Origin of the sequence: Paenibacillus sp. FSL H7-0357, from assembly GCF_000758525.1 — a bacterium.
In the GTDB taxonomy this organism is placed as follows: Bacteria; Bacillota; Bacilli; order Paenibacillales; family Paenibacillaceae; genus Paenibacillus_AQ.
Genome location: NZ_CP009241.1, coordinates 650,214 through 671,808 on the forward strand (window position 1 = coordinate 650,214; position 21,595 = coordinate 671,808).

The 21,595-nt window shown below is 53.4% G+C and carries 17 protein-coding genes; 13 read left to right on the top strand and 4 right to left on the bottom strand.

The genetic code is table 11. The features are described from left to right. Positions 1 to 113 precede the first annotated feature (113 nt). A complete protein-coding gene (gene acnA, locus H70357_RS02930) occupies positions 114 to 2,858 on the bottom strand; it encodes an aconitate hydratase AcnA (RefSeq protein ID WP_038585578.1) in 2,745 nt (914 codons plus the stop codon). Positions 2,859 to 3,124: 266 nt separating this feature from the next. On the opposite strand from acnA, the gene H70357_RS02935 reads away from it, so the two are divergent. From H70357_RS02935 to H70357_RS02975, 9 genes are all read left to right on the top strand, one after another. After that, positions 3,125 to 4,153 carry an amidase domain-containing protein gene (locus tag H70357_RS02935; RefSeq protein WP_038585582.1) on the top strand — a complete coding sequence of 343 codons (1,029 nt, stop codon included), beginning with the start codon at positions 3,125 to 3,127 and terminating at the stop codon, positions 4,151 to 4,153. A 19-nt stretch (positions 4,154 to 4,172) separates the two neighbouring features. Then, positions 4,173 to 5,264: a D-alanine--D-alanine ligase gene (locus H70357_RS02940; protein ID WP_038585584.1), complete on the top strand. Its 1,092-nt coding sequence runs from the start codon at positions 4,173 to 4,175 to the stop codon at positions 5,262 to 5,264. 49 nt (positions 5,265 to 5,313) lie between these two features. After that, positions 5,314 to 5,631: a hypothetical protein gene (locus H70357_RS02945; protein ID WP_038585586.1), complete on the top strand. Its 318-nt coding sequence runs from the start codon at positions 5,314 to 5,316 to the stop codon at positions 5,629 to 5,631. After that, on the top strand, positions 5,628 to 6,635 hold the full coding sequence (uvsE, locus tag H70357_RS02950) for a UV DNA damage repair endonuclease UvsE (protein WP_038585590.1): 1,008 nt from the start codon (positions 5,628 to 5,630) through the stop codon (positions 6,633 to 6,635). Before H70357_RS02945 ends, uvsE begins: the two co-directional genes overlap by 4 nt. A 162-nt stretch (positions 6,636 to 6,797) precedes the next feature. Next, on the top strand, positions 6,798 to 7,676 hold the full coding sequence (locus tag H70357_RS02955) for an inositol monophosphatase family protein (RefSeq protein ID WP_156130802.1): 879 nt from the start codon (positions 6,798 to 6,800) through the stop codon (positions 7,674 to 7,676). A 22-nt stretch (positions 7,677 to 7,698) separates the two neighbouring features. Continuing rightward, positions 7,699 to 7,989 carry a hypothetical protein gene (locus H70357_RS02960; protein ID WP_052091784.1) on the top strand — a complete coding sequence of 97 codons (291 nt, stop codon included), beginning with the start codon at positions 7,699 to 7,701 and terminating at the stop codon, positions 7,987 to 7,989. 106 nt (positions 7,990 to 8,095) lie between these two features. Continuing rightward, positions 8,096 to 9,382, top strand: a complete 1,287-nt coding sequence (locus tag H70357_RS02965) for a stalk domain-containing protein (protein ID WP_038585596.1) — start codon at positions 8,096 to 8,098, stop codon at positions 9,380 to 9,382. 151 nt (positions 9,383 to 9,533) lie between these two features. After that, positions 9,534 to 10,097, top strand: a complete 564-nt coding sequence (gene def, locus H70357_RS02970; RefSeq protein ID WP_038598485.1) for a peptide deformylase — start codon at positions 9,534 to 9,536, stop codon at positions 10,095 to 10,097. Positions 10,098 to 10,251: 154 nt separating this feature from the next. Further along, complete coding sequence (locus tag H70357_RS02975) at positions 10,252 to 10,872, top strand: hypothetical protein (RefSeq protein ID WP_038585598.1); 621 nt, start codon at positions 10,252 to 10,254, stop codon at positions 10,870 to 10,872. Positions 10,873 to 11,012: 140 nt separating this feature from the next. Here H70357_RS02975 and H70357_RS02980 read toward each other — a convergent pair whose 3' ends face one another. Beyond that, a complete protein-coding gene (locus H70357_RS02980) occupies positions 11,013 to 12,329 on the bottom strand; it encodes a glutamate-1-semialdehyde 2,1-aminomutase (RefSeq protein WP_038585601.1) in 1,317 nt (438 codons plus the stop codon). Positions 12,330 to 12,526: 197 nt separating this feature from the next. Next, positions 12,527 to 13,579 (bottom strand): LCP family protein, encoded by a 1,053-nt coding sequence (locus H70357_RS02985; protein WP_052091785.1) that lies wholly within the window; start codon positions 13,577 to 13,579, stop codon positions 12,527 to 12,529. Between the two features lie 102 nt (positions 13,580 to 13,681). Between H70357_RS02985 and bcp the strand changes: the two genes are divergently transcribed. Together bcp and H70357_RS02995 are read left to right on the top strand one after the other, a co-directional pair. Continuing rightward, positions 13,682 to 14,146, top strand: a complete 465-nt coding sequence (bcp, locus tag H70357_RS02990) for a thioredoxin-dependent thiol peroxidase (RefSeq protein WP_038585603.1) — start codon at positions 13,682 to 13,684, stop codon at positions 14,144 to 14,146. A 119-nt stretch (positions 14,147 to 14,265) separates the two neighbouring features. Beyond that, a complete protein-coding gene (locus tag H70357_RS02995; RefSeq protein WP_052091786.1) occupies positions 14,266 to 18,555 on the top strand; it encodes a 2-hydroxyacyl-CoA dehydratase in 4,290 nt (1,429 codons plus the stop codon). 97 nt (positions 18,556 to 18,652) lie between these two features. Here H70357_RS02995 and H70357_RS03000 read toward each other — a convergent pair whose 3' ends face one another. Next, positions 18,653 to 19,339 carry a hypothetical protein gene (locus tag H70357_RS03000; RefSeq protein WP_038585606.1) on the bottom strand — a complete coding sequence of 229 codons (687 nt, stop codon included), beginning with the start codon at positions 19,337 to 19,339 and terminating at the stop codon, positions 18,653 to 18,655. A gap of 230 nt (positions 19,340 to 19,569) precedes the next feature. On the opposite strand from H70357_RS03000, the gene H70357_RS03005 reads away from it, so the two are divergent. Together H70357_RS03005 and H70357_RS03010 are read left to right on the top strand one after the other, a co-directional pair. Further along, entirely contained in the window at positions 19,570 to 20,016 is a 447-nt protein-coding gene (locus tag H70357_RS03005) for a MarR family winged helix-turn-helix transcriptional regulator (protein ID WP_038585609.1), read from the top strand. A gap of 2 nt (positions 20,017 to 20,018) precedes the next feature. Further along, complete coding sequence (locus H70357_RS03010; RefSeq protein ID WP_038585611.1) at positions 20,019 to 21,548, top strand: DHA2 family efflux MFS transporter permease subunit; 1,530 nt, start codon at positions 20,019 to 20,021, stop codon at positions 21,546 to 21,548. Positions 21,549 to 21,595: the final 47 nt, after the last annotated feature.

Below are 21,595 nucleotides of genomic sequence, written 5' to 3' on the forward strand. Positions count from 1 at the left end.
GAATAGCCCCCGACAATCTCCCTTATGGGATTGTCGGGGGCTATTCAGTCTGTTCAACGCTGTCAGGATGGAACACAAGCACAGTGGGTTCCATCCATCCTGACCAGCTGTAGTTATTCTACAGGCAGCGCAGTTTCCGAAGCGGCAGCATCAGCCAGCATCTGGCGGAGTACCGTCTGCAGAATGCCGCCATTGCGGTAGTAGTCGATGTCAACGGTGCTGTCTAACCGGGCAATGACCGGGAATTCAAACTGTGTGCCGTCCTCGCGGGTGGCGGTGACGGTCAGTTCCTGGCCTGGCAGCACGTAGTTGTCGAGTCCGGTGATATTGAAGGTCTCGCGTCCGGTCAGTCCCATGCTGCTCCAGCCGTGGCCTTCCTGGAATTGCAGCGGCAGAACGCCCATGCCGACCAGATTGCTGCGGTGAATCCGCTCGAAGCTCTCGGCGATGACCGCCTTGACCCCAAGCAGCAGCGTACCTTTGGCGGCCCAGTCGCGTGAGCTGCCTGTGCCGTATTCCTTGCCCGCGATAACGATCAGGTTCTGTCCAGCCGACTGGTACAGCATGGACGCATCGTAGATCGACATCACTTCTTCGCTCGGCAGGAAGGTGGTTACCCCGCCTTCCGTACCCGGTGCAACCGCGTTGCGGATCCGGATGTTGGCGAACGTGCCGCGCATCATCACCTCATGGTTCCCGCGGCGTGAGCCGTAGGAGTTGAAGTCGGCGCGTTCCACGCCATGGCTGCGCAGATATTCTCCGGCAGGACCGGAGGTGGAGATATTGCCCGCCGGCGAAATATGGTCGGTAGTGACGGAGTCGGCAAGCAGCGCTAATACCCGCGCGTTGCTGATGTCCTTGATATCTCCGACACCATCCGCCAGATGCTCAAAGAACGGCGGGTTCTGGATGTATGTGGAGTTGTCATCCCATTCATACAACTCGCCTTCCGGCACAGGAATCGAATTCCAACGTTCGTTGGCAGTAAATACATTCTCGTATTTACGCCGGAACATCTCTGGACTCAGGGAGAGGCTGATTGCTTCACGAATCTCTGCAGAAGTCGGCCAGATGTCTGCAAGGAATACAGGCTCACCCTGCGGATCATAACCCAGCGGCTCAGTCTTCAGATCAATGTTCACAGTGCCGGCCAGGGCATAGGCTACAACGAGCGGCGGGGAGGCCAGGTAGTTTGCTTTAACCTGGGCATGCACACGGCCTTCGAAGTTCCGGTTGCCGGATATTACTGCAGCTACTGTCATATCATGTTCTGAAATGGCCTGGCTGACTTCATCCGGCAGCGGGCCGGAGTTGCCGATACAGGTAGCGCAGCCGTAGCCGGCCAGATAGAAGCCCAGAGCCTCAAGCGGCTTCAGGAGATCGGCTTTTTCCAGGTATTCCGTAACCACAAGCGATCCCGGAGTGAGACTGCTCTTCACATAGCCTGGCTTAGTCAGACCGCGTTCCACGGCTTTTTTGGCCAGCAGCCCGGCTCCAAGCATAACGCTAGGGTTGGAGGTATTCGTACAGCTGGTGATGGCTGCGATTACGACGGCACCGGTGCTGAGCTTGCTGGTGCTGCCATTCTTGTGCTGTACTTCCACGACTTCGGCAATCTTCTCATCACTGAGGCCGTAGCCTCCCTTGTCAACAGGGGTACGGATGATGCCCTCGAAGTTCTCTTTCATATGTGTCAGCTCGACACGGTCCTGCGGACGTTTCGGTCCGGCAAGGCTGGGAACAACAGAGGCAAGATCAAGCTCGATGACGTCGCTGAACTGCGGGTCCGGTGTATCCGCGGTGCGGAACATGCCTTGAGCTTTGTAATAGTCACCGACCAGCTCGACCAGTTCATCCGGACGTCCGGTGCTGCGCAGGTAGGCCAGCGTTTCTTCATCAACCGGGAAGAACCCGATGGTCGCTCCGTATTCGGGAGCCATGTTGGCTACGGTCGCACGGTCAGCAAGGCTGATGTTGGCAAGGCCCGGTCCGTAGAACTCTACGAATTTGCCGACAACGCCTTTCTTGCGCAGCATTTGCGTTACTGTCAAGGCCAGGTCGGTTGCCGTAGCACCTTCCATCAGGCTGCCTGTAAGCTTAAAGCCAACTACATCCGGTGTAACAAAATACAGCGGCTGCCCAAGCATGCCTGCTTCGGCTTCAATACCGCCTACACCCCAGCCGACGACTCCAAGGCCATTGATCATAGTGGTATGGGAATCTGTGCCGACCAGGGAATCGGGATAGACTACAGTTTCACCGTCAACGGACTTGGTAGTGGCCACGGACGCCAAATACTCCAGGTTGACCTGATGCACAATTCCTGTTGCCGGCGGAACAGCGCGGAAGTTGTTGAAGGCGGTCTGCGCCCAGCGCAGGAAGCGGTAGCGTTCTTCATTGCGTTCAAATTCTACATTCATGTTGTATTCAAGCGCATCGGCGGTGCCAAAAGCATCGACCATAACAGAGTGGTCAATGACAAGGTCAACCGGAACGAGCGGATTGATCTTCTTGGGATCGCCTCCCGCTTTCTTGACGGTATCGCGCATTGCAGCGAGATCGACGACCACGGGCACACCGGTGAAATCCTGCAGGACGATCCGCGCAGGAATAAAAGGAATCTCTTTATTGCGGTCTATACCACCTGACCAGCCGGCCAGCTGTTTTACATGCTCTTCCGTGATCGCCCGTCCGTCATACTGGCGGACAGCCGCCTCAAGCAGTACTTTGATGGAAAATGGCAGGGATGAAATGCTGCCTGCGCCTTGTTCTTCAAGGGAATTAAGATGATAGTAGCGGTAGGTTTTGCCGCCTGACTCCAGGTTCTTAGCCAGGGAAAAATGGTCCTTGCTTGGCATATATGCGCCTCCTCGTTTCATCTAGTGAAACATCATTTCATATTGTTTGTATGTTAAGTATAACGGTTACAAAGGGGGGAGTAAAGTTTTTTTTCCTGCTTTTTCACCCAGATTTGCCCTGTCCGGCAGGCCATCTTGCGCTTTGCCTAAAGCTTGGGAATTAGCTTGGCCTGCTTGTCATTCACTGATTCCATCTGTATAGCCGCAGGTATTCCTTCATATACATAGGACAGCAGCCAAACAGGGATGAAGGGGCGGGAAACGGGATGGAATTAGAGTGGAAGAAAAGCTTGTATGTTTATGTGGATCAGTTAAACAAGGCACGGGTGGCACCGGGGGCCGAACCGCGCCGTACTGCCGTCATGGACCCGCGTTATCTCGTGGCCCAGGGGGAGCGCTCCCGGCGGCTTGCCCAGTGGTATAACCGCCGGGGGATTACTCCTCTGCGTGCGGAGACCGGTGTCAGGACGCTGCGCACCGTCCGCCAGAATCCGGGTGAGGTCGTAGCCGATGTAGCGCTGCACAGTGCACTGTATTATGAGAAGGGCGGAATGACGCACCGTGAGGATACGATCGAGACGGAACGTCTGACTTTTGTGCGGGAGGGCAGCGCCTGGGAGATAGCCACTGTGGAGCGCAGTGTGCAGGAAAGAAATACGCAGCGCAGAGCACTGGATGCGGATCCCGCACTGCGGTTGTCCAAATGGGGCGAGGTACTGCCTGCCCCGCAGCCGTCGCAGCCGCTGCTTAACCGGAATGTGCTCCGCGGGATTGCCGGATCGAAGGAGGTCCGTTACCGCCGGGAAGAAGCGGCAGCCTATGCTGACCGCTGGTGGAAGGACGGCAATCCGGAGTTTGAGGTTTTTGATGTGGACTGCACAAATTATGTGTCTCAATGTCTCTTTGCAGGGGGCGCACCTATCAACTATACTGGTAAAAGAGAAACCGGCTGGTGGTACAAAGGCTACAATGGAGCGCAGGAATGGTGGAGCTTCAGCTGGGCTGTGTCGGACAGCCTTCAGCGCTATTTGAGCGGGGAGCGGAGCAGCGGACTTCGCGCTGAGGCCGTGGAGCGGCCGGATCAGCTGATGCTTGGCGATGTCATCCTGTACGACTGGGACGGCAACGGCCATTACCAGCACAGCACGATCGTCACCGCTTTTGACGCGGGCGGAATGCCGCTGGTGAATGCAAGAACGGTCAGCAGCCGTCACCGCTTTTGGGATTACCGTGATTCCTATGCATGGACCGACAGAACGGCCTACCGTTTTTTTCATATCAATGACTACTTATAATTCAGAAAGAGGTTAGGGCATGGGGAACACAAAATTAACCGTAGGACTGGTGTACGGCGGCAAATCCGGAGAGCATGAGGTATCGCTGCAGACGGCATTCGCGGTTATGAACGCTTTTGACTACGATAAATATGAGATTATTCCTTTCTATATTTCCAAACAGGGGCTGTGGAAGGTTGGCGAAACACTCACCGCCGCTTACAGCGGAATTGAGCAGTTGAAGCTTGCCGGGGCAGCCGGAGATATGGGCACAGCATTGAATGCGGTATTCAGCGGACTAGCGGGCGGGGAGAAGAGCATTGATGTGATGTTCCCGCTGCTGCACGGCACCAATGGGGAAGACGGTACGATTCAGGGCCTGTTTGAAATGGCGAATATTCCTTATATCGGCGCAGGCGTGCTGGCTTCATCCGCAGGTATGGATAAAGTCGTGATGAAGAAGCTGTTCGGCGAAGCGGGTCTTGCGCAATGCGAGTACTGTTATTTCAACGCTGCCGTATGGAAGCACAAAAGCCATGAGCTGATTATGGGGGTAGAGGATAAGCTGGGTTACCCTGTGTTCGTCAAGCCGGCCAATCTGGGCTCCAGTGTGGGCATTTCCAAAGCCGTAGATAAGGAAAGTCTAATCAAGGCTGTCGATTTTGCTTTCCGCTATGATACCAAGGTCATCATTGAAGAATTTGTTGATGCCCGTGAGGTGGAGGTTGCTGTACTTGGCAATGAGGAACCCGAGGCTTCCGTTCCGGGTGAAATCGTCTCTTCCGGAGAATATTATGACTATGCGGCAAAATATATCGACGGCAAATCGCAGATGCTGATTCCGGCTCCTGTCGACCCTGAGGTGGCGGACCGCCTGCGTGAATCGGCGATTGCTGCCTTCCGGGCGATCGAAGGCAGCGGGATTACCCGTGCCGACTTCTTCGTACGGAAATCCGACGGCCAAATTCTGATTAATGAAGTGAATACAATGCCGGGCTTTACGCCGTTCAGCATGTACCCGCTGCTGTGGCGCGAGACAGGTGTATCGTATCCTGCTCTGCTGGACCGCATGATCGAGCTGGCGCTGGAACGTTACAAGTATAAACAAGGCCTTAAATACGACAATGAATAAAATCAGGTGAGCGGCGGGATCCTTCCGGCCGGAAAGGAGAGACAACAGCATGGGTTTTCAATCGGAATTCAATTCGGTCTGCAAGTTCAAGAATGAGCAGGAGCTGTATGAACTGCTGGAGTACGGCCGCACCAAGATGGTGAAGCAGGGTTTTCGCGTGTATCCGACCGGCCAGAAGGTTATTGCCTATACACCGGAGAATGTGGCTGTGGCGATCGTCAAGATCTCCGCTTCGATCGCGGAGATCAACTTCCAGGGCAATGAGGTTACAGCGGTCGAGATGGAGCTGGTACGCAAGCTGAACGAAGAAGAGTCGCGGGTGCAGACGGCGCTTGCCTATGAGATGTTCTTCGGGGAAGAAGGATGATTGTCCGCTTCGGATATGTAGCCATGTCCACCGTCATCCCAGACTGTTCACCATCCAAGACAATGACGATGGCAAGCTTTGCGAAGCTGAACGACCGCGAAGCCGGGCTGCGGCGTCTGGAGACCCTTGCGAAGACGAACCTGCATAATACGCTGCGCCTGCTGAAGCATAATGCCGGCTCAGATATTATGGTGTACCGCATGACTTCCAAGCTGATTCCGCTGGCAACGCATCCTGATCTGCAGGACTGGAACCCTTTGGCCGTACTGGCTGAAGAGTTTGCCGAAGTGGGCAGCTATGTGAAGAAGCACGGGATGAGGGTGTCCTTTCATCCTGATCACTTTACGGTGCTAAGCACGCCCCGTCCCGAGGTGCTGGCGAGTTCCATCCGTGATTTGCAGCATCATACGGATATGCTCGTTGCAATGGGGCTGCCGGCAACGGCCAAGAGCAACATTCATATCGGCGGGGCCTATGGGGACAAGCCTGTGGCGGCAGCGCGGTTCCGGGAGCATTTTGCAGGGCTTGCTCCTGAACTGCAGGAGCGGGTTACGCTCGAGAACGACGATAAGACATTTAACGCGCAGGAGACGCTGGAGGTTGCCCGCAGTCTCGGGCTGCCGATGGTGCTCGATATTCATCACCAGTGGGTGAATAATGAAGGCGAGCTTCCATGGGAGCTGTGGCCGGAGATTCAGAAGACCTGGAAGAGTCCGCTGGCACTGAAGGATGTGCTTCCAGGCGAACTGCTGCCGCCTAAGATCCATGTCTCCAGTCCGCGCAGTCCTTCTGATCCCCGCAGCCATGCCGATGGTGTGGAACCGGCGCCGCTGCTGGCTTTTCTAAAGCGGATTGCAGCCGATACCCCTGCTGTGGATGCCATGATTGAAGCGAAATCGAAAGATGGTGCCCTGTTTGGTCTGATGGAGGCAATGAAGGAGCTGGCGGAAGCCGGCAACGGAATTACGATATTGGACGGGGCCAGTATTAATATTGAGCCGTAACCTGCACCATGCCAGAAGATTTGGGCAGGAAGCCTGGCAGGTTTGACTTGATAAGTAGACTGAAATAAGGTACGTTGAATGAAACTTAAGCAGCAGTGAGCCTGTGTGTAGCAGCAATGTTTCATGGGAGAGCGATTAAGTACAAGAAAGTGGAGTGAAGATATGAATCCTTTAAATCCTGAGAACCGGAAGGAACGGGAGCCCTATGTAGTTACAAGCAAAGGGCACACGGCGGCAGCGATTAACGCGGCAGCCAAAGCGGGGGAATGGATCAAGAGCAGACAAGGTCAAGTGAAGGAGCTGGGCAGCAAGACATCGGCCCAGGACCTGGTAACGGAAGTTGATAAAGGCGTGGAGCAGATGATCCGCCGGCTGATCCTGACCCATTATCCTGACCATGCTATCCTTGGAGAAGAGGGTGTTCAGCCGGGAACAGATTCGGTTGCTGCCGCTCTGGAAGAAGGACGGCAACACGAATACCTGTGGATTGTCGATCCGATTGACGGCACTACCAATTTTGTGCACGGATTTCCGTTCTACTGTGTTTCCATAGCTCTCGCCGTTAAGGGAGAACTGACTGTAGGTGTTATTTACGACCCTATCCGTGACGAGATGTTCGTCGCCGAGAAGGGTAAAGGAGCTTACATGCACGGCGTGCCTACCTCGGTTTCTGCCGAGACGGTACCTGGGGACAGTCTTATTGCGATGGGCTTTCCGCCGGACCGCACCTTTGCGCAGCCGGCGAATATGGCGGGACTGCAGCAGATTCTGCCTCAGGTCCGCGGCATCCGTGCCGGAGGTTCAGCTGCGCTGAATCTGGCCTACGTGGCGGTTGGCCGGGTGGATGGTTACTGGGAGGTCGGCCTGAGTCCTTGGGATTGCGCAGCGGGCGTGCTGCTCGTGAGGGAATCCGGCGGCAAGGTTACCGATACCTTGGGTAATCCTTATGACATCGGCACTCGCCATGTTGTGGCGAGCAACGGTAAAATTCATGATTATCTGGTTTCATCCCTGAAGGAAGCCAAAGCAACGGGATTTTAGCTTTAAGGAGGCAACTGGAACCATGAGCCGTAATGATGATCTGGAGCGCAAGCTCAGTGAGCTTTTGGAAGACGGGGACATGGAGCAGGGCGACAACAAGGACAAAGAAATCCGTCAAATCTCGCCCAAGTATGAAATCCGGATCCAGACTACACTCGATCCTATTGTAGAAGAAACCTTGCGCTACCGTAAAATAGCTTATGAACTGGATGACCGTTATGACAGATATCTGGAGCGTGCAGGAAAGAGCCACGCTCCCCGCAACGCCGAGGGTACAAAGAACAGCACCGGGTCCGGCAGCGGACAGGAATAAGTCACCGGGCCAACAGCAGGAGCGGTTTCCCGATACGGGAAACCGCTCTTCTGCGCAGAGCGGCAGAATGTTAGAATGGAATTATATTACTTTTGGGAGGGGAACGATGCTGAATACATGGAGGAAAATAGCGGCTGCCGGAACAAGCGGTCTGCTGCTGCTCGCCATACTGGTTAGCGCAGGTGCAGGATACGCCAAGGCCGAGGAGGCTGCTGCAGCAACCCAGGGATCGGAGCAGGATATCTTTCGCATTGTAGCACTGGGAGATTCGATAACTGCCGGATATGAGCCGGGGATGACCGATGTAAACGTGAAACCCTACGGTTACGCAGAAAGACTGCTGGAACAGGGGTATTATCATGGAAGAAGCACACTCGGCAATTACGGTATTCTGGGGCTGACCTCAACAGGGCTGCTTAATTATACCGGTGCGATTAAAGACGGTGCTGTGATTACAGCTGAGGGTATTCAGGCAGGGCTGCCCGATCCGCGGATAGAGCAGTTTGCGGCACTGACTCCGCAGATCCGGACCGAGCTTGCTCAGGCGGATCTAATTACAGTCACGATCGGCGGAAATGATGTCAGCAGCCTATTCCTTCAGTACAAGCAACTGACGGATGAAGATTTCCAGGCTCAGCTGGAGCAGCGTTTGAGCGCCTACAATACGAATGTGAAGACAGCGCTTGAGAACATCCGTGTCGTGAACCCGCAAGCAACCATTCTGATAGCCGATCAGTATCAGCCGGCTCCCAAATTTGCGGTAAAAGAGGCCTATCCCAAGCTGATGGGCGCAGCGGAGCGGTTGACAGCCATGGCGGACAGTATTGCGGCCAGTTTCGACCAGACCGGAGCACCGGTGCGGGTAGCCCATATTGCCAAACAATTCGTGGGTCTTGAGGGCTCGCTGACACATATCATATCGTTGGATTTTCATCCTACACAGCTGGGATATGAGAAAATCGCCCGGGTGTTTGCAGAACTGCAGTGGGGAGAATACCGCACACCGTCTGTTGCTGCAACAGCGCCGGGTTCGGCACCGATGTCGATTGTGGTAAAAGGCACAGAGCTTAATACCCCAAATAAGCCAGTCATTAAGAACGGCCAGAACTTTCTCGCACTGCGCGATGTTCTGAATGCTGTGGGTGCCAGTGGAAAGTGGGACAGTAAGACAGCCAGCGCAACAATTGTTTACGGTGACCGGACGGTGGTTATTACCATTGGCTCGAAGTATATTAAGGTCAATGGGGAAGATCAAGCAATTGATACACCGGCGTTTCTGCAAAAGGTCGGCAAAGAGGAGAAAACTTACCTGCCGCTTGCCGCACTTGCTACGGGACTCGGTTTCGACGTGAAATACAGCAGTCAGTTGAAGACTGCTTTCATAAATCCATAAAGCTGCATAAAATAATAGTGTAACGCCTTGAGCAAATACTTATAGGTGCAAGTAGCAATTTATAAATCATCATTATGAATTTAGCCCGCATGGCAAAGGTGGATGAGTGTTGTTGTCTAGTACAAAATATAGTGAAGATTATGTGATCACGATGGATGATATTATTCGGGAAGGTCATCCTATTCTCCGCAGTGTAACCGAGCCGGTACAGCTGCCGCTGCAGGATGCTGACCGTGAAGCGCTGCAATGCATGATGCAGTTTCTGAAGAACAGCCAGGACCCGGAGGCTTCCGCCAAACATAAGCTGCGTTCCGGCATTGGCTTATCCGCGAATCAGATCGGCCTTCAGAAGCGGATGTTCGTGATGTACCTGAAGGATGACAAGGGCAAGATTGTGGAGCATACCTGGGTGAATCCCAAGATCATTAGCCATTCGCTGGCGATGGTGTATTTGCCGGAGAGCGAGGGCTGCCTGTCTGTGGACCGGCCGGTTCATGGTTTTGTTCCGAGATATGAGACGGTAAAGGTAAAAGGCTATGATCTGAACGGCAAGGAAATCGTCCTGAAGTTCAAGGGTTACCAGGCCATAGTGATTCAGCATGAAATGGACCACCTGGACGGGATTATGTTCTATGACCGGATCAACCAGGAGAATCCGTTCAAACTTCCGCAGGATGTAGAAATCCGCAGCCTATATGATCAGAAAGCAAACTGAAGAGAGCTGCCGATGGCAGAAAGCTGTTGTCTTTAGGGATGACAGCTTTTTGTGCTGTCTATCTAGATTTCTTATAAATGGAAAAAAAGTGATATAATATCACAATCATAGCTAGGATGGAAACAGATTACACTGAACCTGGGAGGGAAAAGAAATGGGCTGGAGCAGGATGCCACTACGGGGAATACCGAATGATTACAATGATGAGGCCAGAGTAATTGATGAACAGATCTTAAGACTGGTGCAGCAGCGCAAGGCGCTCTCCGGAGGGAGGGCGCTTTTTCCGGAAGAGGAAACCTTGAAGCAACTGGCGGCGGAGTCTGGTCTTGAGGTTTCGGAAATATCGCTGATTCTAAGCAATCTGAACGAAGCCCGGCCCAGACGGCATTTCTGGGATGAGCCCGGGCCGCTGCTTGGGGTGCTGGCAATAATGAAGACTACGCTGGATGGCGATTTTGAATATATGCTGACCCACTCCATGCAGTATGAGAAGCTAAGCATCGTCACCCTGGAAATCAAGTGCTTGAAAGAAACGGTGGAGCGTGTCCATATTAATCCCATGCTTAAGCTTGCTGTTCTAAGTGAGACAAGCTATGAAGTAGAAAATCACGGTGCAAACGGCGGCGGAGCGCATGTTCACATGCAGTTCATGATCTCTCCGCCTCTTCCGGAGGATCTCAGCACCACACAGTTTTCTCTGGTGCCCGGAAGCAGCAGATTCCAGCGTCCCGTCTTCGAAGAGGTCAAACTGGACAAGCAGATTGATTTCTATTGATCGGCTGGTTTGATTCCCACACTTGAATACGGCTATGCAAATAACCCACTGCGGTAAGCCGCAGTGGGTTTGAATTTGTTAATGGAAGCAGGTCTAGTAAGCTTAAGTAATCAGTGCTGCAGCCGGGCAGGTGTTTATGATTATTTCTCTGCCGCCATTGCCTGGAAGGAAGCTTCCGCAGCTTCCAGTGTTGCGTCAATATCGGCATCCGTATGCGCTGTGGTCAAGAACCAGGCCTCATATTTGGACGGGGCAAGGTTGATCCCGCGGTTCAGCATATGGCGGAAGAAGCTGGCGAACATTTCTCCGTCCGTATCTTGAGCTTCCTCGTAGTTGGTGATCGGGTGAGCGCAGAAATGGGTGGAGAACGCCCCGCGGATCCGGTTGATCGTTAACGGAATGCCGTGACGGTCTGCCGATTGCTGCAGTCCCTCTGTCAGCCGGACTGACAGCCGTTCCATTTCCTCATATACTCCTTCACCCTGCAGCACCTCAAGACAGGCGATACCTGCCGAGATGGAGGCTGGGTTGCCGGCCATAGTTCCGGCCTGGTAAGCCGGACCGAGCGGCGCAACCTGTTCCATCACATGCTTGCGGCCGCCGTAAGCGCCGATCGGAAGACCGCCGCCGATGATTTTGCCGAGCGCGGTCAGATCAGGTGTAATATCTTCGTGATTATCAAGGCCTGCATAAGTTTGTGTAGAACCGTAATGGAAACGGAAAGCGGTGATGACCTCGTCATAAATGACAAGCGATCCGTTATCATGGGCCAGCTTGCACAGCCCCTCCAGGAAACCGGGCTCCGGCATAACCATACCGAAATTGCCGACGATCGGTTCCACCATAACAGCGGCTACATCGCCGCCCCATTTCTCCAGCGCCTCGCGCAGTCCGCCAAGATCGTTGAACGGAACGGTGATGACTTCTTGGGCGATGCTGCCGGGAACTCCGGCGCTGTCAGGAATGCCCAGTGTAGAAGGACCGGAGCCGGCAGCGACCAGTACAAGGTCGGAGTGGCCATGGTAGCAGCCGGCGAATTTCACGATCTTACTGCGCTTGGTATAAGCGCGGGCCACCCGGATTGTGGTCATGACGGCCTCCGTGCCGGAGTTGACGAACCGCACTTTATCCATCGAAGGGATTGCTTCCTTGAGCATTTTGGCCAGCTTGATCTCAAGCTGGGTGGGTGTGCCATACAGGATGCCATTCTGTGCGGCTTCCGTAATCGCCGCTGTGATATGCGGATGGGCATGGCCGGTAATAATCGGCCCGTAGGCTGCGAGGTAATCGATGTACTCGTTGCCGTCCTCGTCCCAGAAGCGTGAGCCTCCTGCGCGTTTCATAAATACCGGCGCGCCGCCGCCAACAGCCTTGAAGGACCGGGAGGGGCTGTTGACGCCTCCGACGATATGCTGAAGGGCTTCCTGATACAACTGTTCTGATGTGGTACGGTTCATGAATAATCATCCTTTCATATGTCTTGGGCAAGGGAACGGGCGAACTGGCGGCGGATGCCGCTGTTCGCCCGTCCTGAGGCCAAGCATGGGTTGTTGAAAATATAAGAATTTATATGTTTCACACGATAACTTATCCTTCTATTTCTCGCTGAAACGGTACCGTCCTTAAAAAGGACGGCAAAGCCGCTTCCACTTGTTTAATTGTTCTCTGCGCTTGCGGACGGACTGCTGTCCGGGGAAGCCTCAGTCGATGGCGTCGGCTCAGGTGCAGTCATGGTATCCTGCACGAATTGCTTCAATTTATCTTCACTGCTGATGCCGATAACGGAGGAACCTCCGCTTGTTGTCTCTTCTGTCAGCAAGTTCATCGGCGGTATTTGTTCACTACCGCCCATCGAGCCGTCATAGCCGACGGTGGCAAGCTTCCACATATCGCCCATATCCATGTTGGTATCGATGTATGGGATCACCTCAGACAATATGTTAGGCAGTTTAAGAATGGAAGTGGTGCTGATTACCTTGTCCGAAACAGCCTTAAGGAAACCCCGCTGCCGTTCTGTCCGGGTGAAATCAGATGTCGCATCATGACGGAAACGCACATATTGCAGCGCCATGTTGCCGTCAAGATGCTGAAAGCCTTTCTTCAAATCAATGTCGAATTCCGGCCCGTCGGCTTTTGTCTTGTAGACCATATCTTTTTCAACCTCGTAATCCACCCCGCCGACGGCATCCACCAGTTTGATGAAGCCCTGGAAATCGGTATAGACATAATATTGAATCGGGATGCCCAGCAAGTCGCTTACTGTCTGCATCGCCGTATTGGGTCCGTGTGTAATTGCCGTATTAATACGTTCTTTGCCATGTTCTGGTATAGATACATAGGTATCACGGAGAATGGAGAAGACATAGAACTTCTTTTTCACCGGATCAAGGGAGGCAACCAGCATCGTATCCGAGCGGGGGACTTCGCCTTTCTTCACTCCACGGGCATCCACGCCCATAAGCAGGATATTTACAGGCTCCGTGCCTTCCCATTTAGGAGGCTCAGCAACATCCGCCGAAGGGGAGGGAACAGATGCGAACGGCGATTTATCACCCGTTTTGTGCATGTTGTCGAGCTGGTTGTAGACGGAGGAGAAATAGTAGACAATTCCGCCGATCACTAGGAGAAGTATAATTGCCAGAGTCCAGAGCAGCGGTTTCTTCTTCGATTTGCCGGCTTTTACGTGCCGTTTCTTTCTTGGAGGCATTTCGTTCTTCCTTTCGCATTTGCATTCTCTACATTATAATTTCTTTTAGGAATACAAGCAATTTCGGAATATTCCCCCAAAAACTTTAGGAGTGAACCATTAATGAATGGAATTGAAATCGGTGATGAAGTCCCTGACTTCAGCCTTCCCGCCTCCACGGGCCGGAACATCAGCTTAAGCCAGTATCGTGGCCGCAAGGTGCTGCTATATTTTTACCCGAAAAATATGACCTCCGCCTGCACACAGGAGGCTTGCGATTTCCGTGACGCCCACGACCGGATTGCTGCGCAGGGTGCCGTGGTACTCGGAATCAGTGCCGACAATCTGGCCTCGCATGCCAAGTTTGCCCTGAAGAACGGCCTGCCTTTTCCGCTCTTATCCGACGAGGAGCATAGTGTAAGCGAGATGTTCGGGGTGTGGCAGCTGAAAAAGCTGTACGGCAAGGAGTTTATGGGCATCGTGCGCTCCACCTTTCTTATAGATGAGCAAGGCAAGCTTGCGGCAGCGTGGAGAAAAATTCGCGTTAAGGGTCATGTGGAGACAGCATTGAGTGAAATCACGAAATAATTAAGTATGCTAGTAGTGAATTGTAAATGTCTGTTACATTTTTAACAGCCTTCCTAATGCGCTCTCATGATATAGTTGCCTCATATTACTTCAAATTTGGAGCAAGGCATGGTGATGGCATGATGATACTGCGTATTGGGCTGGACGTCGGATCAACTACGGCCAAATTGGTTGTTATGGAACGAAGTACAATCATTTATCAGGATTACGTGAGACATTATAGCGATATAAAAAAAGCGGCTCTATCCCTCCTGTCAGATGTACAGCACAGGTTCCCGGATAGAGAGGCAGCATTGACTGTAAGCGGTTCCTCGGGGCTGTCCTTATCAAAGCTTGGCGGAGTACCCTTTGTCCAGGAGGTCATCGCCTGCACCAAAGCGATCAGCGAGCTGATTCCGGGGTGCGATACGGCGATTGAGCTTGGCGGGGAGGATGCCAAGATTATTTATTTAAGCGGCGGCATCGAGCAGCGCATGAACACTGCCTGCGCCGGCGGCACCGGAGCGTTCATCGACCAGATGGCTTCGCTGCTGCAGACCGACCCTGCCGGACTGAATACGCTGGCAGAGAAGCATGAGCGGATCTACCCGATCGCCTCGCGCTGCGGCGTATTCGCCAAGAGCGATGTGCAGCCGCTGCTGAACGAAGGGGCGCGGCGCGAGGATGTCGCGGCTTCGATCTTCCAGAGCATCGTGAACCAGACGATCAGCGGCCTCGCCTGCGGCCGTCCGATTCGCGGGCGGGTGGCTTTCCTGGGCGGACCGCTGACGTTTCTGCCCGCCTTGCGGGAACGTTTCGCAGAGACGCTGGGACTGAAGGAAGGGGAGGTGCTGTTCCCGGAACGCTCGCAATATTTTGTCGCGATTGGTTCGGCGCTGTCACAGAGCGACCCGCTCGTGCTGCCGCTGCCTAGCTGGCTGGAACGGATTGAAGCGGTGGACTTCAAGGCGGACCGTGCAGAGGATGCCGAACTGGCGCCTTTGTTTGAGACGGATGAGGATTTAGCCGAGTTCCGGCTTCGCCATGGCAGGGCCTCGGTTGCCCGCGCTGAGCTGGCTTCATACCGCGGACCTTGCTATCTCGGCATTGATGCCGGTTCGACGACAACAAAGCTTGTCATTACCGGCTCCGCCGATGAAATCCTCTATACCTTTTACGGAAGCAACAAAGGCAATCCGCTGCAGTCCGTCACCGATGCGCTGAAGGAGATTTACCGGATTCTGCCGGAAGGCTGCTATATCGCCGGCTCCTATGCGACTGGTTACGGCGAAGGATTGGTTAAGGCCGGGCTGCGTACCGACGGCGGTGAAGTGGAGACAGTGGCCCACTATAAGGCTGCGTCCAAGTTCATGCCTGAGGTAGACTTTATTCTGGATATCGGCGGACAGGATATGAAATGCATTAAGATCCGCGGAGGGGCAATTGACAGCCTGATGCTGAATGAAGCCTGCTCGGCGGGCTGCGGCTCTTTTCTGGAGAGCTTCGCCTCCGCGCTGGAGCTCGGTATCGAGGAATTTGCCAAGTCCGCGCTGGAGTCTAGCAAACCGGTGAATCTGGGCTCGCGCTGTACAGTATTTATGAATTCCAAGGTGAAGCAGGTGCAGAAGGAAGGGGCTTCCCTGGCTGACCTGTCCGCAGGACTCGCCTATTCCGTAATCAAGAACGCTTTGCAAAAGGTTATCAAAATCCGCAACCCCGAGGACCTCGGGCGCAATATCATTGTGCAGGGCGGCACCTTCTATAACGAAGCCGTACTGCGGGCTTTTGAGCTCCTGACTGGCCGGACTGTGGTCAGACCTGATATTGCCGGTGTTATGGGGGCCTACGGCTGTGCGATTATTGCCAGAGAACATGCCGGCTTGGACGGCTTCAGCACGATTCTTGGTCCGGAAGAGCTTGAAACCTTTGAATATCAGGTGTCGCCGGGCCGCTGCAGCCGCTGCGCCAACAATTGCGCACTGACCATCAGCCGTTTCCCCGATAAGAGCTTTCACGTCACCGGCAACCGCTGCGAACGCGGTGCGGGTGGCAAGAAAGAGAAGAACAACCTGCCGAACCTGATGCAGTATAAATATGAACGGTTCTTTGACTATGAAGAGCTGCCGGAAGAACAGGCAGAGCGGGGCACCGTCGGTATTCCGCGGACCATGAATATGTTCGAGAATTATCCGTTCTGGCACACCTTTTTTACGACACTGCGCTACCGGACAGTGTTGTCGCCGAAGTCGAGCAAGAAGCTGTATGAGAGCGGAATGGATACGATCCCTTCGGAATCGATCTGCTATCCCGCGAAGATGGCCCATGGACATGTGCAGAGCCTGATCGGCAAAGGCGTCGATTTTATCTTTTATCCGGCGGTTGTGTATGAGAAGAAGGAGGACGATGCGGCGCAGAATCACTTCAACTGCCCGGTGGTTGCTTCTTATCCTGAGGTTATCCGCAATAATATGGATGGTCTCAAGGAAAGTGGTGTTCCGCTCGTCAGCCCGTTTCTGACCTTTGACGATATTTCGGCCCTGACCAAGAGCCTGATCAAGACCTTTATGGATATTCCGAGAGAAGAGATAGCGGCAGCGGTACAGGCTGGAATTGCCGAAGCCGAGCAGGCCAAAAATGATCTGCGTACGAAGGGCGAAGAAACGCTGGCGTTTCTGACGTCTACAGGGACAAAGGGGATTCTGCTCTGCGGCCATCCCTACCATGCCGATCCAGAAATCAATCACGGCATCGCCGATATGATTACCGGAATGGGGCTCGCCGTGCTGACCGAGGATTCGGTCTGCCATCTGGACCGCAGCGAAGGCGATGTGGCTGTGGTGAATCAATGGACGTACCACGCCCGGATGTACCGTGCCGCCCGTCTTGCAGCCGGCAGAAATGATCTGGAGCTTGTGCAGCTCACCTCCTTCGGCTGCGGCATCGACGCGATCACTTGCGATGCCGTGCAGGAGATTATGGAGCGCCACAACAAGGTATACACCCTGATCAAGATTGATGAGATCAGCAATCTCGGCGCTGCGCGCATCCGGCTGCGGTCGCTGCAGGCAGCGATGCGCGAGCGTGAGAAGGGCGATGTGCAGCCGCAGCTCCTCTATAAGACACAGGCCAATGTTCCGTTTACGAAGGAAATGAAGGAGACCTATACCATTCTGGCACCGCAGATGTCGCCGGTTCACTTTGAGTTGTTTGAACGGGTCTTCCGTGACGCCGGGTACCGTCTCAAGGTGCTGGAAACCACCGGTCCGCAGGAGACCGAGGAAGGCCTCAGATTCGTCAATAATGATGCGTGTTATCCGGCGATTGTCACCATCGGGCAAATCCTCTCGGCCCTGAAGAGCGGCGACTACGATCCTAACCGGACAGCGGTCATCATGTCGCAGACAGGCGGGGGCTGCCGGGCTACCAACTATATCTCGCTGCTGCGCAAGGCGCTGAAGGATTCCGACCTGGGGCAAATTCCCGTCATCTCTCTCAATGCTTCGGGAATGGAGAATCAGCCGGGCTTCCGCATCCACCTCAAGCTGGCGAACCGGCTGATCGCCGCTGCCTGCTATGGTGATCTGATGATGCGGCTGCTGCACCGTTTCAGACCCTATGAGCGGATTCCGGGAAGCGCGGAAGCCCTCTACCGCAAAGGGATGGAGCGCTGCAAGATCAGCCTGTCGACGTTCTCCTTCCGGGAGTATAAGCGGGTGATCCGCGAGATCGTCGCCGAGTTCAGCCGCCTGGCGGTCACACCGGCAGTGAAGCCGCGGGTGGGCATTGTCGGCGAAATATTGATTAAGTTCCATCCGGACGCCAACAACCGGATCATTGAGATGATCGAAGCCGAAGGCGGCGAAGCAGTAATGCCGGACTTCCTCGATTTTATCTTTTATTGCGTGTACAATCCGATCTACAAAGCGGAGCAATTCGGCAAGAGCAAGAAGCTGGGTTACATCAATCCCATGCTGATCTCTTACCTGGAAATCTACCGCAAGCCGGTTAAAGTGGCGCTGGAGGAAGCGGGACTGGCTAAAGGCCGCGAGAATATTTACGGCCTCGCGGAGAAGGCCAGCCGGCTTGTGTCTGTCGGCAATCAGATGGGCGAAGGCTGGTTCCTGACGGCGGAGATGATGGATTTGCTGGATAACGGTGTGAATAACATTGTCTGCATCCAGCCGTTTGCCTGTCTGCCGAACCATATTACCGGACGCGGCTCTATCAAAGGACTGAAGGAGCTGTATCCCGGGGCCAATATCGCCGCTATTGATTATGATGCCGGGGTCAGTGTAGTGAACCAGGCCAACCGGATCAAACTGATGATGTCGATCGCCTGCGGTCTGGAAAGCGGCAGCAGTTCAACTGCTGTTGAAATTTCAGGACCACAGCGGCCGGTGGTGGTGGGGAGCTTAGGGAGCGGGGTATAAGAGAAGTGCAATTTATATAGTGCAATCCATATTAAAAAGCGGGTCCGGGGCAATTTCCCCGGGCCCGCTTTATTTTATAAGAAACATTAGAATGATCTTATTTCTGCAGCTTAAGCTTCACGCGCATCGCTTTGTTGAGGTGGATGAAATTATGCCTTGTGGCTGGCATCAGCACCAGACCGGCGATGTTTTTATTTCCCCAATAATCAATCAGCCATTGCTCCGTATCTTTTACCGCCCCTTCCTCCGATATTCTTCTGATCCTGGCAGGACTCAGCTTTGCCCTCAATTGCTCCGAGCTCAGTGAAGGAAGGATACTCCGCGTTCTGCCGGCAACTGCTCTCCTGTACTCAAATAAAGACTCGATATGAACTGACGAGCTGAAACCGGAAATTTCCTCATCGGTCATGCCATTGCCAGAATGAAGGTAAACCGTCTGTAATTTGTCGGCAAAATGCGCCTCGTGAAGAACCTGCCCGCTGCCGGCGGCAAGAATATTCATTGTGATATCTTCAATTCTCGCGCTGTGCCAAAGATGCCACACTATAGAATTTTTACTGCCGGGGGTATGTACTGGATAGCTGCGTAGAGTCTGCTCGCGGATATCTTTCAGGAGTTCGTCTTCATAGGTTGGCTGCTCTGGATGTTCCCCGTTTGACGCGTACAGAGAGGCATGCAATCTCAGGAATAAAGCAACCGCATTCTCATGCTCCTCCGGCCTCTTCAAGAGTCCCGTTAAAGTTTTATGTCCGTCACTCCAAATTTTCCGCTGTTCAGGATTCATTGCACAATCACCGCTTTCGAGTATTGTCATCCATCTAAATTATATCTAAAATTCCCAAAGCTGGGCACTCTGGAAGGGTGTCTATTCTGGGGCGGCGGAGCATGTTAGTTAAATGAAAGAAAGAAAGAGTTTTTCAGAAATTTTCAGTAATTGATTGACGGATAAATAGGTAAAGAGTAAAATAGTTCGTATACGAAGTATTTATTTATCAAACTAACGGGGTGATGGTGTTGGAGGAAAAAGAACAGCAGCTTGATGATATTCTGACCTCTTTCCGCTGTATCAATCATAATTTCCAGCAGCTTTTGTGGAAGGACGCAGAGGAGCTGCAGATTACCTCCACCCAACTGATGGTGCTGCGCAAATTGGCGATGCACCCAGACATCGGAATTACCGAGCTTGCCGACCTGCTCCATTTGGGGAACAGCGCTGCTAGTGGAGTAGTTGACCGTATGGTAAAGGCAGGGCTGATTACCAGACAACGCTCGCAGAGCGACCGGCGTATATTCAATCTGGCGGTGACGGATAAAGGTCAGGAAATCAGGGAACGAAGCAAGCAGTCCATGAGAAAACATTTGCAGCCGCTGTCCGACATACCTCGAGAGGATGTCAAGGAACTACTGCGGCTTCATGGTGAAATCGTAAAAATTTTGGTACAAGGGAGAGATAAAAAGTAACCATGAGTACAATAACTGCTAACGCTGCTGCGGAAACTAAGGCTATACGCAAAGGGCCTATCATCGCAGCGCTCTTAATTGGCGCTTTCGTCGCGTTGTTGAATCAAACGCTGATGAATGTGGCGCTTCCGAAAATGATGGAGGATCTTAACATTGTCGCCAATACGGCACAATGGCTGACCACAGGGTTTATGCTTGTGAACGGTGTGCTCATTCCAATCAGTGCTTATCTGGTGGAGAAGTTTACCACCCGCCAATTGTTTACTACGGCAATGATACTATTTTCCATAGGTACGCTTGTCTGCGGTATCGGAACCGGATTTGAAATGATTATGGTCGGCAGAGTAATCCAGGCCGTCGGTGCCGGTATTCTGATGCCGTTGATGAACATTGTGTTCCTGCGTATCTTCCCGATTGAAGAACGCGGTAAAGCCATGGGGCTCATGGCGGTAGCGATGATTTTTGCCCCGGCAATCGGACCTACCCTCTCGGGCTGGGTTGTGCAGAACTATTCCTGGCGGGTACTGTTCTTTATTGTACTGCCGCTGGCTATTTTCTCTACACTGCTTGGGATGAAGACTATGCAGAACGTCGGAAAGCTGACTTCTCCGAAGCTGGATAAGACCGGCGTCGTGTTCTCAACCCTTGGGTTCGGCGGATTGCTTTACGGCTTCAGTGATGCCGGAACAGACGGCTGGGGCAGCACGACTGTTATTGCCTGTCTGATCCTCGGAACCCTGGCATTGGCCCTGTTTGTATGGCGCGAGCTTACCGCCGACAAACCGCTGCTCGAATTCCGCATTTTCCGTTATAACATGTACTCACTTACAACGGTAATCAATATTATTATTACCATGGCCATGTATGCAGGTATGATCCTGCTGCCAATCTATCTTCAGACCATCCGCGGCTTTACACCGATGGAATCCGGGTTGATGCTGCTGCCGGGTGCCATTCTGATGGGGATTATGTCTCCGATTACCGGGATTATCTTTGATAAGATCGGTGCAAGATGGCTGGCGGTTATCGGATTGCTTATAACCACCATTACCACATGGGAATTCAGTCAAATTACGGATTCCACAACCTATACACATCTGATCCTGACGTATACGGCGCGGATGTTCGGGATGTCGATGCTGATGATGCCGATTGTGACAGCCGGACTTAACCAGCTGCCGCAGCGGCTCAGCTCGCACGGTACAGCGATGTCGAACACGCTGCGTACAGTCGGGGGAGCACTTGGGATGGCGCTGTTTGTCAGCCTGATGACCAACCGCACGAAGAGCAATATTACGGAAGCAGTAACCAGCGGCGCGGTCTCACAGACCGATAAGGCGGCGATGCTCAAACTTACGCAGGACGCGACGATCAATGGGATTACCCATGCATTCGCCGTGGCAACCTGGGTGACCGTAGTGGCTCTGGTGCTGGCCTTGTTCATCAAGAAGACTTCACCGCAGCCGGACTTCCTGAAGACGGAAGAAGCCGAGTCTGTACAACCTCAAGCCGTTAAATCTCAACAAGCATAACTTGTGATGTACAAAAAAGGGACTAACCAGCACCGGCGGGTGTATGG